The organism is Erysipelothrix aquatica (assembly GCF_009828825.1).
In the GTDB taxonomy this organism is placed as follows: domain Bacteria; phylum Bacillota_I; class Bacilli_A; order Erysipelotrichales; family Erysipelotrichaceae; genus Erysipelothrix; species Erysipelothrix aquatica_A.
Map to the genome: position 1 here is coordinate 448,650 of NZ_WTTA01000003.1, position 12,904 is coordinate 461,553.

The window sequence follows — 12,904 nt, forward strand, 5'->3', positions numbered from 1 at the left end:
AAAATACATGAATACGGAACAAAATACCTATCAAATTTTACGTCAAATGATTCTAAACGGCGATTTAAAACGCGACCAATATCACTCAGAAGTCACCCTTTCACAACAACTAAATATTAGCCGGACACCCGTTCGCTATGCACTAAAACAGTTAGAACAAGATCACTTAATAACGTATCATCGGAACAAAGGAATTCGCATCCGACAGGCAACACCTTCAGAAGTCAAAGACGCGACTCAAATGCTGCTTCTTTTTGTTTCAAATGCAATCGAGCCGTTACTTCTTGGTAAAGGTACGGTTAACTTTTCATTACTTAATCAATTATGTACCCTTGGATATCAATATCGTGATGTTGGAGATATCGTCGCCTATGCTGAAACCATCCATAAAATTTATATTACCTTAATGGAACCACTCAATAATCAAACCATTATCAATGTTTCCCGTCGCATCTCACTGCAAACAATGACCTCTGCAGTTTACATTAATCCTACCTACCGGAATACAATACAGCCCAAACCACAAACAACAATTCAACAACTCACTGAGTTCATTGCTGCCTTAAAAACAAAAGACACGAAACGTGCCCGGAAGTTATTTGATGCATATCAAGCATATGCGTTCGCGCAGATCGAAGAAACTGGATCCTTAATTTAACCAATTCTCAACTTAACCGTGGAAATTAGCAACTTAAACTGCGACGCTCGACTTTCCAAGCTTTTGTTGTTATTGTGGATTGCACCAACATTAGGAGGTCTCTTGTCATGAAAAAAGCACTACTAATTATCGGAACTGTCTGGGCTTATGCCGTTCTATGCTTTTATATTGTATTTATCAAAAGAACGTTCAACATTCTTTCTTTATCGAATATTCTCATGGATCATGGAGACCAGGGCACCACTGAATTCTCTTTTCTTGCCTATAATTACGTCGACAACTATACTTGGATTATTGTTTTTTTACTTACTATCATTTTGTTGTTAACACTTGCCCTTATTTTCAAGAACTCGAATTGTAACGTGGATACAAAGAACTACGCACCTAAATAGCTTTACATCGCTTTTTAATAGCAAGATGCGTATAATAGAGGTACACGAAGAGGTGATCGAATGACAATTAATGATGTAGCTCGAGTAGCTGGGGTCTCTAAAAGCACTGTTTCTCGTTATCTGAATGACGGATATGTCAGTGATGAAAACCGGGAAAAAATCCGTCGAGCAATCGAAGAAACAGGCTATCAAACGAATGTTTTTGCCCGTGGGTTAAAAACCAATCGAAGTAAATTGATTGCTATTATATTGCCGCGTTTGGATTCCTTTACATCCATTCAATCACTGAATGGTATGAATACTGTTTTATCACACTATGGTTACCAAATGGTTGTCGTTCCTAAAAATACAATTGAAGAAGATGAAATTACCTATCTTCGTCGAATCACAACCCAGGGATTTGATGGCATCATCGTAATGGCACATGCCATTACGGATGATCATGTTGCGATTGCGAAAGCATCCCAAACCCCCATTATCTTCACAGGACAACATCATCCACAGACTCGCTCTATTACCTTAGAAGATTTCGAGATTGGCAAGAAAGTTGCTGAATACGTCAATACATTGGATGTTCAAAATGTTTTATATCTCTCTGTATCCGAGAGTGATCATGCGGTAGGTGTTTCCCGAAAGCAAGGTTTTTTACAGCATTTAAATAAGCCCGTTCGTACGCTTGTCACAGGATTCCAACAAACGGATGCCTTTGAGGTTATGAAACGCGAATCTGCGACCGTAAAATTTGATATTGTAGTCGGAGCCACAGATAATATTGCGATTGGTGCATTACGTTATTTGCACGGCCAACACATCGAAGTTCCCCAAACAGTAAAAGTTGTGGGAATTGGTAACTATGATTTAAGTCACTTTATACATCCAACACTTACAACACTGCACATTGACTATCAAACGTTAGGTCGTAATGCAGCAAATGCTATGTTAGCACTGTTGGAAAAAGACTTCACTTTTACACTTGAGCAAGTTCATTTGGAACTCATTGAACGCAATTCAAGCAAATAAAAAAAGACCCTTCTAGATCTTTATGATAAAAAAACACCACGCAATTCTAAAGCGTGGTGTTTTTTTATTATTGATCTACTTTCACAAACATACGGGTCAAGATAAATGCGGTTGCAAATGAACTTGCAATAACTAAGAGATAACCAATCATTGCTCCAACAGATTGTGTATAGAGAAGAAGTCCTGGGATGAATGTAATTCCCATCCCCGCAGGTGCTACCCCAAGGATATATGTTACGAACCCTCCAACTGCTCCACCAATCATTCCCATTGCGAAAGCTTTGGGATTGGGCAAGGTGACACCAAAGAGTAACGGTTCAGTAATTCCGAACAACGTCGACGCCGAAGCAGAAATTGCATTCGATTGTTGTTTCTTATTCCTCATTAATGTTGCTACAGCAATCGCCGCTCCAAATTGTCCGGCCATTGATGCAGTACCCAATGGTTGTAGTATATTAACACCTGTTTCAGTAATTAGTTGAATTTCGATAACGCTAAGCGCATGGTGCATTCCCGTAATAACTATCACTTGCTGAATTGCAGCATAGAAGATCTGACCAATGCCAAACGGAATTTGTGTTAAAAGTAGCACGCCGTGTGTTGCATACTGTTCGACACCATGTAGGATCGGTCCAACCACAAAGAGTACAACTGTAATTGATACAAGAATGGAAACAAATGGTGTAACAATCAAGTCCATCATAGCAGGTACATATTTACGAACATGACGTTCAACCCAAGCAACTAACCATCCAGCAAAAATTCCAGGTAAAACGGATCCTTGATATCCTACAATATTAATCGATAAGCCGAAAATCGATACTACCATTGGTTCTGCACCACCAGTAGCAACTGCCCAAGCATTTGGAAGTTGCGGTGCGACCATCATTAATCCAACAACGATTCCAAGAATAGGATTTCCGCCAAAACGTTTAGTTGCAGAGTAAGTAATTAATACCGGCAAGAATGCAAAGGCAATATCAGTCAACATTCCAAACAAGGTTGCGAATTCAACTGACATTTCGATACCCATGTTTGTAAGCATCCCTCTAATTCCCATTAATAACCCTGTTGTTACTAAAGCGGGGATTAAAGGAATGAGCACATCGGCGAAGATTCGCATGAGCTTTTGCATAGGTTTCATATTTGCATAAGCATCTTCTTTAAAGTTTGAATCCGAAGGGGTTTTACCCATAAGCATTTGAAATGCTTCATAAACATAATTGACTTTTCCTGTTCCAATAATAAATTGATGCTGTCCGGATTGAAAAAAGTATCCACCGATGTCTTCTTTTAATGCATCAACTTTTGTAACATCGATCGCCGTATCATCTTTCACAATAATACGCAGACGAGTCGCACAGTGCTCAAAATTTTGAATATTATCTTTGCCACCCGCTGATTCAAGGATGCGTGCTGCAATATCTTGATAGTTCATATTGTCCTCCTACAATGTGGTATCGTTACCACGTTCACAACCACAGATTAACACCGTTTTCAGGATAAAGCAAGCCCTTTCAACAAATTTTCCATCACCATTGCACTCCTTACCAAGATATGGTAGGCTAAATGTGCGGTATCGTTCCCATTAAAACGACATATTGTCTTGTGAGGTACATCCATTGAAAGATACAAAACAAACTCTTAATCATAACGCCAACAATCATTGGCGCACACAATTTCATATTCAGCCACCGACTGGACTTCTTAACGATCCCAATGGCTTAATCTACCATGATGGCGTTTATCATGTCTTTTATCAATGGCATCCAGATGGACCAACACATGGTTTAAAGTCATGGAATCATGTTACATCAACCGACCTCGTCCATTGGACTCAAGATAAACGAATTCTTCAACCTGACTCCATTTATGATAGTCACGGTGCCTATTCCGGATCTGCACTTATCGTCGATGACACGTTTGAACTTTTTTACACCGGAAACACTCGGACACCTGATGATATCCGTATTCCGTACCAACTCAACGCACGCTTAGATACAAACGGCATTGTGGACAAAACGGTTGTTATTGACCATATTCCATCAGGATATACTGACCATTTTCGCGATCCCAAAGTTTTCACAACTCCACAAGGATACGCGATGATTCTCGGAGCGCAACGCCAAGATATGACAGGAACTGCTTTGTTGTATACATCCACAGATCTTAAAGCTTGGCATCTCGCGAAAGAACTGACAACGGCATTAAAATCCTTTGGTTATATGTGGGAATGTCCTGATTATTTCGAACTCGATCAAAAAGGTATATTGCTATTTTGTCCGCAAGGAGCCATGAATTTGCCACAATTGAATACTAATATCTACCCCAATGCTTACATTGTCGGAAAATATGACACAACTCATTTTGATATGGGACATCATACCAATCCTCAATTACTCGATTATGGCTTTGATTTTTATGCCACGCAGACATTTATTGACCAAACGGGTCAACGGGTGCTCTTGGCATGGATGGGAGCCGCTGAAGGCGGATATCCAAGTGATAAGTATGGATGGGCTCATGTATTAACACTACCACGTGTACTCACACTGATTGATAACCACCTCTATCAACAGCCACACCCCAATCTCATTGCACTTCGCACAGATGCCGTTCCCATTGATTCCCCACTATGTTCCTACGAACTGATTCTTGATTCAATCCAAGGCGATTTGGACATTGACCTTTATCGTTATCAAGGTGAGTGCATTAATTTTCGCTATGATGCATCAACACAGACATTGACCCTTGATCGCAGCGCACTTAAAAACACTTATGCTACAGAACGAGGCGAAACTCGAACAGTACGCCTCGATGAACCACTTAAAAACCTTCATGTCTTCCGTGATACATCTACCTTGGAAATATTTATAAACCAAGGTCGATATACAATGTCTCTGCGATTTTTCCCTCAGCATATAGAAGGCCATGTTAAAATAAAGACACTTAACGATTCAGCATTAAAAACACTTTACCCTTTGGAGGATGTTAATCATGATTTATAGTCTTGGCGAAATGCTCATTGATTTTATGCAAGAAGGTTCTCATTATGTGCCATATCCTGGTGGGGCCCCTGCAAACGTTGCAGCCCACGCGCGCCGACGTGGTGCAGATGCCGTCTTTGTTGGTAAGATAAGTACAGATTCTTTAGGTGATCTCTTATACGCAACGCTCAAAGAACACAACATTTTGCTCCCTTTACCTCGCAGTCACAAAAACACGGCTTTAGCTTTAGTTTCGCATCAGAATGGCGATCGTAGTTTTCAATTCTATCGCAATGATACTGCCGACCTATCTTTAAACATTGAAGATATTGACACCATTGCATTCAAACCAGATGACATTTTGCACTTTTGTTCGTTAGGCCTCGTAGCTGAGAGCACAACACGGGATGCCCATCATTACGCAATCCAACAATGTCAAAAAGCTGGTGGTATTGTTAGCTTTGATGTTAACCTTCGTGAGCGATTATGGTCATCATTAGACGATGCTTATGCTGCTGTCATGACATTGATTCCACATGTAGATATCATCAAGGTTAATGAGGACGAGTTAGCATGGCTAACGGAAACTCATGATGTTACTATCGGGATGGAGCGACTTCAAACAAACAAGCAGCTGATTATTTGTACCCTTGGAGCTGAAGGATCGAAGATTCTCAAACCAAATGGTGAACTCATTACATACACGCCAGAAATTGTACAACAAGTCGATACAACCGGAGCCGGTGATAGTTATATTGCAATGATTTTAGCATCGCTATCGCTCTCAAACGTTTCGTTTGATACGTGGTTAGAAACGCATCTACAAGATGCGATTGCACACGCAAGTAATGTTAGTGCACAGGTTGTCCAAAGACAAGGAGCAATTCCAGATATCAATTATTAATGTTAATCATGCCCTCTAAGAGGGCTTTTTTTGTATAATTAAGGCAGTGAGGTAGAGATTATGCTGAGATTAATGGATATTTACTATGAACTATATAGCGCATATGGTCCTCAGGACTGGTGGCCAGCCAAAAGTCGTGAAGAAATGATGTTGGGTGCAATCCTCGTGCAGAATACTTCGTGGACCAACGTTGAAAAAGCACTGTCTAACTTTGACAATGATTTTTCCTTTACTTCAATTAATGCGTTGTCACTCGAAACACTCCAAACGTTTATAAAGCCAGCAGGTTTCTATCGCGCAAAATCAAACACCATTAAAAATCTTGTTGCGTATTTCCAACCTGCTAATTTTGATTTTGATGCGATTAATCTTGATGCCTTACGCAAAGACTTGCTCGCATTAAAAGGAATTGGACCCGAAACTGCAGATGCTATCCTTCTATATGCATTTAATCAACCTGTCTTTGTAGTGGACACTTATCTGAAGCGCCTGTTCAAGCACGTTCATCTTCCCCAGTTTTCCACCTACAATCAGTACCAAGACTATGTTATGACGCAACTTTCCCAAGATGTCGCTTTGTATCAAGAATTTCATGCTTTGATTGTTGCTTACGGCAAACGCAAGATTAGCGACCCTGACCCACTTGAAAAATTTGCAAAGCCAATCTTTCAATATAATACCGATCACATCGACCATTTACGCACAATCGATCAACGATTTGATCGTATCTTTGATCAGTATGGCTTTGTAGACCGCCCCACGATTAATGACCCTTTTGATGCCATTGTCTCAACTATTATTGGCCAACTGATTTCGGTGAAAGCCGCAGATAGTATTTATGCACGTTATCTTGACGCATATTCCAGTTATCACGCAGTTGCGAAAGATAGTGTAGAAAATTTAAAACAGATTGGATTAACCAATAATAAAGCCAAAGCAATTCACGCTATTGCCACACAGATAAAATTAAAAGAACTGAACTTGGCACGCTTAGATACACTCGATGATATTGATTTGATTAAATCTTTGGTTGCCTTGCCAGGTATTGGTGATTGGAGTGCACGCATGATTGCATTACACGGATATGGTCGCATGGACATGACCAGTTATGCGGATGTTGCCCTTCGAAGAGGTCTCGTCACATGGTACCAATTGGACGCGATTGATGAGTCGCAGTATAACCAGCTCCTTTCTCCCTACGCTCCCTACCGTAGTATTATTTCAATTTATCTATGGAAAATTTCCAAGGAAATACCACAAAAAAAACAAACACCTTAATCAGTGTTTGCTTTTATATTTACAAAACCTAAATACGAGAGGTCATTTGAGGTTACAATCTAAGTCTTAAAGTAGAGTTCATTCTCCTTCTTCTCAAGGATACACTCTCGAACTAAAATATTGATTGCGCGGCTCATTGTTTCGGGTGTTATCCCCAGCGAGCTCGCTAAGTCTTTTTTTGTGAGTGGTAACTGCACAAGTCCGTCAGGCGTTGTATAGTGTGCTAATGCCTTGAGCACACGGTCTTTTGCGGGTACTAAACTCTCAGCAATCACGAGATCGTCACGACTCGCAATTCTTTGGATTAAAGAATCCATCATGGATAGCATCATGGTTTCGTCACGCTTCATAATTGTCCGAAATGCGTCCAACTCAATTGTACAAATGGCACTCTTCTCAAGCGCAACAATGTCATATTGACTTTCCTTCGAAATGAGTAATGATGCTTCGCCAAAATAATCACCTGGATAAAGGATGCTCAAAATTCGCTCTTTGCCATCTTCATTAATTTTTCGTAACTTGACTGACCCGCGATGAATAACCCCTAGTGTTTCAATCACATCTGTTTCATCGTAGATGCTTTCATCCGCATGATAATGACGTGGTTCTATCAAATCAGAGATCGCAATTAAGCGGTCCTCCGTTAACTCTTGAAACACCGGTACCTGTAGTAAACAACGGTTGTATTGATCCATTTTATCCTCGCAATCTCATTGCATTTACAATGACAATTAAAACTGATAATTCATGAATTATCATACCTAATGACATGGATACATGTGCATTAAGCACTCCAATAAATAGCACACCAACTGTGACCAATGCAATCACAATATTCTGATACATAACATTGCGAACACGACGTGCTAATCGGAACATCTTTGGCAGTTGATTTAAATCACGATGTGCCAAAATCATATCCGCACATTCCATCGCCACACGATTTTCCGAACCACCCATTGAGACTCCCAAGTCAGCTGCAATTAACGATGGTGAATCATTCATACCATCCCCAACCATCATGATATTTTCATTTTGATTGATGATATTGAGCTTTTCTTGCGGTAATAACCGACTCTTAACATGGCTGATATTTACCATATCCGCAATTCTTTGAGCACTATGGGCGTTGTCACCCGTTAAGATCATTAGTGTATAGTCTTGAAGTTGAGCAAGTGCATCAGGTGCTTCTGGGCGTAATGTATCTTCTAAAATAACAATACCATAGAGTTCCACTTCTGTCCCGACATATACTGCGCTTGATGAAACTTGAGGGACATCATAGGAGAAGAGGTTTTCTTGACCTACGCGATAAGATACGCCGTCAATAGTTCCTGTAACACCCATACCACCGATTACTTCAAAGTCGGATACCTCTTTAAGCGGCAATGTATTTTTGTCCAATATTGCGGATGCAATGACATGCTCAGAAAAATGTTCTAACGACGTAGCGATTTGCAGTACTGTTTCTTGTGATTGTGCGTGGGCTTCGACACGAACCACACTCAGTCTGTTTAATGTCAATGTACCTGTCTTATCGAATGCGATTGTTTCAATTTTGTTCAGTTTTTCAAAGATATCGATACCTTTAATTAAGACATGATGTTTCAGAGCATGACTTAATGCTACCGAAGATGCGATGGGAATCGCAATAACAAGAGCACCTGGACATGATACAACAAGCAATGATAACGCCATCCGGATATCTTGGGTTAGAAGATACGCCACAATCGCAACTCCAATCACCGCAGGTGTATAGTATTGTGAAAAACGATCAATAAAATTTTGAACTCGAGATTTCTTATTCTGGGCATTCTCAACCAAATCTAAAATTTGACCGTAGACAGTATCATCACTCGTACGCTCAACCCGTATCAGTAAATAACCTTCTTTCAGTATCGACCCCATAAAGACTTGACTAGCAACAGTCTTCTGCTGGAGGTTTGATTCACCAGTAATCGATGCTTCATCAACACTTCCAATTCCTTCATACACACTACCATCCACCGGAATAACATTTCCAGCAACAACTTTGATATTCATACCGGGGAATACTTCTTCCATCGTATAGGACATCCCATCTGCACCCACAACCGTTGTTGGCATCGAGTTAATGAGTGATTTGAGCTCCTTTTGCGTCTTGTAAAGTGCTCGCGATTCGAGATGTTTTCCAAATACATACAGGAATGTTACTGAGGCGGCTTCCCAAGGTTCGCCAATTAGTAAGGATCCAAGTGCAGCCAACGTAACAAGTAAGTCAATTCCTACAATACGGAATCGTAGATTTCGAAAACTTTGTATTGAAAAGTAGGAAGCATAAAAGATTCCTACCAGTCCAAAGATCAGTTGTGCAATCACCGTGTTTGCAACGCTAATACGTAAGATGAGAGCAAGTCCAAATGGAAGCCACTTCTTATCGAAGTGCAAATCCTAAGTCCTTAATGCGTTGCTCGATGACATTCGCATCAACTTTCTTCTCATCATAGCTAACCCGTACGGTCGATGTGTTAAATCCCACATCAACAGTTTCAACACCTTCCATTTGGCTGACGCCCTTTTTAATTTTCGCAACACATGATGGGCATGTTAGCGTTTCTAATCTTATTTTCTTTTCCATAGTCTTTCAACCTCCATACTTATAGTATAGAGATTTCTGAGTTTGACACCTTGACCTAGATCAAGCATTCAATATTTTTTGAATACACTTTCTAAAATCCGGAAGAATTACTTCTGCAAACTCTGGATGCCGTGACATCCATACCTGATTTCGTGGTGAGGGATGTATCAAGGGAAAATAATGTGGTAGAAATGTTTTATAATGGAGTACATTTTCAGTAATCGTTTTATATGCGCTCGGTTTGAGATACGCATTTTGTGCATACATTCCCACGAGGATAATCAGTTCAACATGAGGCATTGCTTCAAGAAATTGCGGATGCCATTTTTGGTAGAACTCTGGACGTGGGGGTAAATCACCTTGTTTTCCATGACCCGGAAAATAAAAATCCATGGGAAGCACAGCAATCAGCCCACTTTCATAAAATATGGAGTCATCGACCCCCATCCAAGAGCGCAATCGAACACCACTTTGATCATGAAATACACCCTTCATTTCCTGTGTTTTAGCACCTGGTGCTTGTCCAATAATGAGGATGCGAGCACGCGCATCGACCATATAAATAGGCTCCCATCCTTTTTCAGTAAATACTTTATTCTCAGAATCGTGCTTGATTTGTGTTCGCAACATTTCAAATTTATCCATCGTCGCCTCCTTAGTCACGTAAGCGTTTTTGGCCACTGATTGCCTGATAGGGTTTAATGTCTTGAGAGACTTCTAAGGTTCCCATGTAGGCTCCAAATTGATCTCGAACTGCATAGTACGTAATATAGATTAGTTTCCCTTTGATTTCTATCCAAAAACTTTCTTCATCTTTTTCGCCAGATTTAAAGTCCCGTAAGATACCTTCCACAATATCCAGTGATTTTGGGGGATGGCAGTGTTGAACTTGCCGTCCAATCTGTGCTTGAGAACGGAAAAAGAGGCGATCTTTGGTTTGATTAAAATACTTAAAGGTATCATTTTTATCGACGAATGTAATATCTATCGGCAAGAGATTCAAGACTGCTTCCAGTTCTTCAAAGCGTAACGTTCCCACTTTAAAATGAAGTGAATTATCCCGTGTCGAAAGATCATCTTTAACACGATCATAGAACGATTTTCGAACAGGAACCCATTCTTGAGATGGGCTAACTAAGCAGTACCCGATTTCTTTTGAATCATGGGCTACTTTAAGCCAATCGTCTTCCGTAACAACATCAATAATCATGGGAAGAAGAATCATTTCTTCTTTGAAAATCATATCTTCGATACGTTTTCTTAGTGCTTTAAAGATTTCGTAAACCTCTATCGCTGGTAACTCTGACACCGATTTATGAAAACCCGACAGGTCAGCACGGATTTCATCATCGACGCCCCACATAACTTGTGGCGGTGCCGTAAAACCATGTTTTTCTAAGAGTGGAAAAAAACACTCTTCTTTCCGTTTATAATGTTTTTCGATGTCAAAAAGCTCATTAACCTGCATTAAAATTCCAAACTTAATCGAATCATCTGCTCCGTTTACATACGCTAGTAAAGTTTGGTTAAGTGTTTCCAGCAGATCCGTTATGGCTTTATTTTCCGCTTTCAAAACATGGACTGGATGACCTGGAATGTCGATATCGTTCATGCTTGCATGAATAGCTTCAATCGAACCATTGAACACATCTGCATGGATATCACATAGACGTTGGATCTCTCCAATTGGCATCCCTTCTTTCACAAGTTCTTGTTCCATGGTGACAATTTCCGAAGCATGTACACTGCCAAAATGCTTTTGAAAATCCTCTTTGACATGCTCTGGATTTTCCCCTTCGTGAAGCCGCTTGATAAGAGCTCCGAGGGTTTGACTTTCGGTTCCATGTTCATCGTTGGTCGCTATCGTCTCATCGATAAATCGGTGTGTACTCCCATGTTCTTCTAACCATTTATTGAGTGCTTCCATATCTTTACCAAGATGTTTGAGTCCTTTACGAATTGTCACAACTTTTCCCACCGTAGAAAATTGCAAATCATGTTTCATCGGTTTGAATCCAAAATCAACCAAGATATTTCGCAATTCCGGATCTTTTTGTACAATGTTATAAAATGTTTCATCGATACGTATCTTCATGGCATTCCCTCGCTTTTCTTTAATCATAGCACCCTTTTTGTACATACATGTCCCTTACCCCACCCACGCTATTAAAATTGAACTCATATATAAACCAATTTCGTCATGTTGCAATCCAAATGTGCAAAAACCCACATCTTTCACAGATGTGGGTTTTCTGATTAACTCAGTGGGTAAGATTAAGCTTTGGGTTTTGCTTGCTGTAAATTCTGGTTCGTCCCGTTATTTTTAAAACTATGTTCATACGTTTTCTTCCCAGTCTTTGGATTTTGATAATCAACATCGTAGGACACCGTAAAGCGATCTGGACGTAGCTCATCATTATTATAATTTATCACAACACTATAATTCGTAACCGGGTTATTGTTTTGCATATCCTCCACAATTTTTCGTTCCATTTTACGCCATCCCCCGCTGCGATTAAGAACCTCATTTTGTGCCACAAGGTTGTACAATGATCCATTCCCCCCCAATTGATTCGCTATCATATGCCCGGCATCATCACTACTTGTATCACCCGGTGTTTTTTGTTGACGATCACACAGCCGTTTGTTGCCATTGTATCGCTCGTCATAATTTGCGAAGAAGAGTTCTGGTGCGTAGATATATTTTACGCGCCCTTGGTCATCTGTTTTTGCATAATACGCAAATTCTCCCGACGCAGAGATATTTACCGTTGTATTTTTTTTCAACTTTGAAGTCTTACAGTTATCAACGATGGGAGCATTTTTCATTTCTTCAAAACTGATGTATTGATTGCCCATGCTTGCATCAACAGATACAATTGGGTTCGCTTCTTTCGTAACATTATCATGTAACGAACTAAACGCATAGTAGACTACCCCTAAAAAAGCAAGTAGTGCTAAAACTAAAACAATTTTTTTCATATCGACTCCATTACCTTATCATAGACTTGTATTATAGCTTTTATCACTTCAATCTTCCAGTCTAGA

At 40.0% G+C, this 12,904-nt stretch carries 12 protein-coding genes; 5 read left to right on the forward strand and 7 right to left on the reverse strand.

Annotation, left to right across the window (positions count from 1 at the left end):
- Nucleotides 1-7 precede the first annotated feature (7 nt).
- Nucleotides 8-658 (forward strand): GntR family transcriptional regulator, encoded by a 651-nt coding sequence (locus tag GVV22_RS08075; RefSeq protein WP_159649611.1) that lies wholly within the window; start codon nucleotides 8-10, stop codon nucleotides 656-658.
- Nucleotides 659-1,110: 452 nt separating this feature from the next.
- Nucleotides 1,111-2,070, forward strand: a complete 960-nt coding sequence (locus tag GVV22_RS08085) for a LacI family DNA-binding transcriptional regulator (RefSeq protein ID WP_159649613.1) — start codon at nucleotides 1,111-1,113, stop codon at nucleotides 2,068-2,070.
- 67 nt (nucleotides 2,071-2,137) lie between these two features.
- Here GVV22_RS08085 and GVV22_RS08090 read toward each other — a convergent pair whose 3' ends face one another.
- A complete protein-coding gene (locus tag GVV22_RS08090) occupies nucleotides 2,138-3,508 on the reverse strand; it encodes a PTS transporter subunit EIIC (RefSeq protein ID WP_159649614.1) in 1,371 nt (456 codons plus the stop codon).
- Nucleotides 3,509-3,692: 184 nt separating this feature from the next.
- Here GVV22_RS08090 and GVV22_RS08095 point away from each other — a divergent pair, with 184 nt between their 5' ends.
- From GVV22_RS08095 to GVV22_RS08105, 3 genes are read left to right on the forward strand one after another with little or no spacing between them, the layout of a single operon-like run.
- A complete protein-coding gene (locus GVV22_RS08095; RefSeq protein WP_159649615.1) occupies nucleotides 3,693-5,078 on the forward strand; it encodes a glycoside hydrolase family 32 protein in 1,386 nt (461 codons plus the stop codon).
- A complete protein-coding gene (locus tag GVV22_RS08100) occupies nucleotides 5,068-5,961 on the forward strand; it encodes a carbohydrate kinase family protein (protein ID WP_159649616.1) in 894 nt (297 codons plus the stop codon). The genes GVV22_RS08095 and GVV22_RS08100 overlap by 11 nt, the downstream gene beginning before the upstream one ends.
- A 60-nt stretch (nucleotides 5,962-6,021) precedes the next feature.
- Nucleotides 6,022-7,239, forward strand: coding sequence for a hypothetical protein (locus GVV22_RS08105; RefSeq protein ID WP_159649617.1), 1,218 nt, complete (start codon nucleotides 6,022-6,024; stop codon nucleotides 7,237-7,239).
- A 59-nt stretch (nucleotides 7,240-7,298) separates the two neighbouring features.
- On the opposite strand, the gene GVV22_RS08110 is transcribed toward GVV22_RS08105, so the two are convergent.
- The 6 genes from GVV22_RS08110 to GVV22_RS08135 all read right to left on the reverse strand — a co-directional run bounded on the left by GVV22_RS08110 (nucleotide 7,299) and on the right by GVV22_RS08135 (nucleotide 12,838).
- Complete coding sequence (locus GVV22_RS08110) at nucleotides 7,299-7,934, reverse strand: Crp/Fnr family transcriptional regulator (RefSeq protein WP_159649618.1); 636 nt, start codon at nucleotides 7,932-7,934, stop codon at nucleotides 7,299-7,301.
- A 1-nt stretch (nucleotide 7,935) separates the two neighbouring features.
- Entirely contained in the window at nucleotides 7,936-9,666 is a 1,731-nt protein-coding gene (locus tag GVV22_RS08115; RefSeq protein WP_159649619.1) for a heavy metal translocating P-type ATPase, read from the reverse strand.
- The gene (locus GVV22_RS08120; RefSeq protein ID WP_159649620.1) at nucleotides 9,653-9,856 is read right to left on the reverse strand and encodes a heavy-metal-associated domain-containing protein; all 204 of its coding nucleotides are present in this window, start codon (nucleotides 9,854-9,856) and stop codon (nucleotides 9,653-9,655) included. The genes GVV22_RS08115 and GVV22_RS08120 overlap by 14 nt, the downstream gene beginning before the upstream one ends.
- 60 nt (nucleotides 9,857-9,916) lie before the next feature.
- Nucleotides 9,917-10,501, reverse strand: coding sequence for a uracil-DNA glycosylase family protein (locus GVV22_RS08125; RefSeq protein ID WP_159649621.1), 585 nt, complete (start codon nucleotides 10,499-10,501; stop codon nucleotides 9,917-9,919).
- Nucleotides 10,502-10,511: 10 nt separating this feature from the next.
- Complete coding sequence (locus GVV22_RS08130) at nucleotides 10,512-11,978, reverse strand: DUF438 domain-containing protein (protein ID WP_236261939.1); 1,467 nt, start codon at nucleotides 11,976-11,978, stop codon at nucleotides 10,512-10,514.
- Between the two features lie 152 nt (nucleotides 11,979-12,130).
- On the reverse strand, nucleotides 12,131-12,838 hold the full coding sequence (locus tag GVV22_RS08135; RefSeq protein WP_159649623.1) for a DNA/RNA non-specific endonuclease: 708 nt from the start codon (nucleotides 12,836-12,838) through the stop codon (nucleotides 12,131-12,133).
- Nucleotides 12,839-12,904 lie beyond the last annotated feature (66 nt).

Coding starts and splice junctions, on each gene's coding strand:
- GVV22_RS08075 (WP_159649611.1), top strand. CDS start 8: ATGAATACGGAACAAAATACCTATCAAATTTTACGTCAAATGATTCTA.
- GVV22_RS08085 (WP_159649613.1), top strand. CDS start 1,111: ATGACAATTAATGATGTAGCTCGAGTAGCTGGGGTCTCTAAAAGCACT.
- GVV22_RS08090 (WP_159649614.1), bottom strand. CDS start 3,508: ATGAACTATCAAGATATTGCAGCACGCATCCTTGAATCAGCGGGTGGC.
- GVV22_RS08100 (WP_159649616.1), top strand. CDS start 5,068: ATGATTTATAGTCTTGGCGAAATGCTCATTGATTTTATGCAAGAAGGT.
- GVV22_RS08105 (WP_159649617.1), top strand. CDS start 6,022: ATGCTGAGATTAATGGATATTTACTATGAACTATATAGCGCATATGGT.
- GVV22_RS08110 (WP_159649618.1), bottom strand. CDS start 7,934: ATGGATCAATACAACCGTTGTTTACTACAGGTACCGGTGTTTCAAGAG.
- GVV22_RS08120 (WP_159649620.1), bottom strand. CDS start 9,856: ATGGAAAAGAAAATAAGATTAGAAACGCTAACATGCCCATCATGTGTT.
- GVV22_RS08125 (WP_159649621.1), bottom strand. CDS start 10,501: ATGGATAAATTTGAAATGTTGCGAACACAAATCAAGCACGATTCTGAG.
- GVV22_RS08130 (WP_236261939.1), bottom strand. CDS start 11,978: ATGATTAAAGAAAAGCGAGGGAATGCCATGAAGATACGTATCGATGAA.
- GVV22_RS08135 (WP_159649623.1), bottom strand. CDS start 12,838: ATGAAAAAAATTGTTTTAGTTTTAGCACTACTTGCTTTTTTAGGGGTA.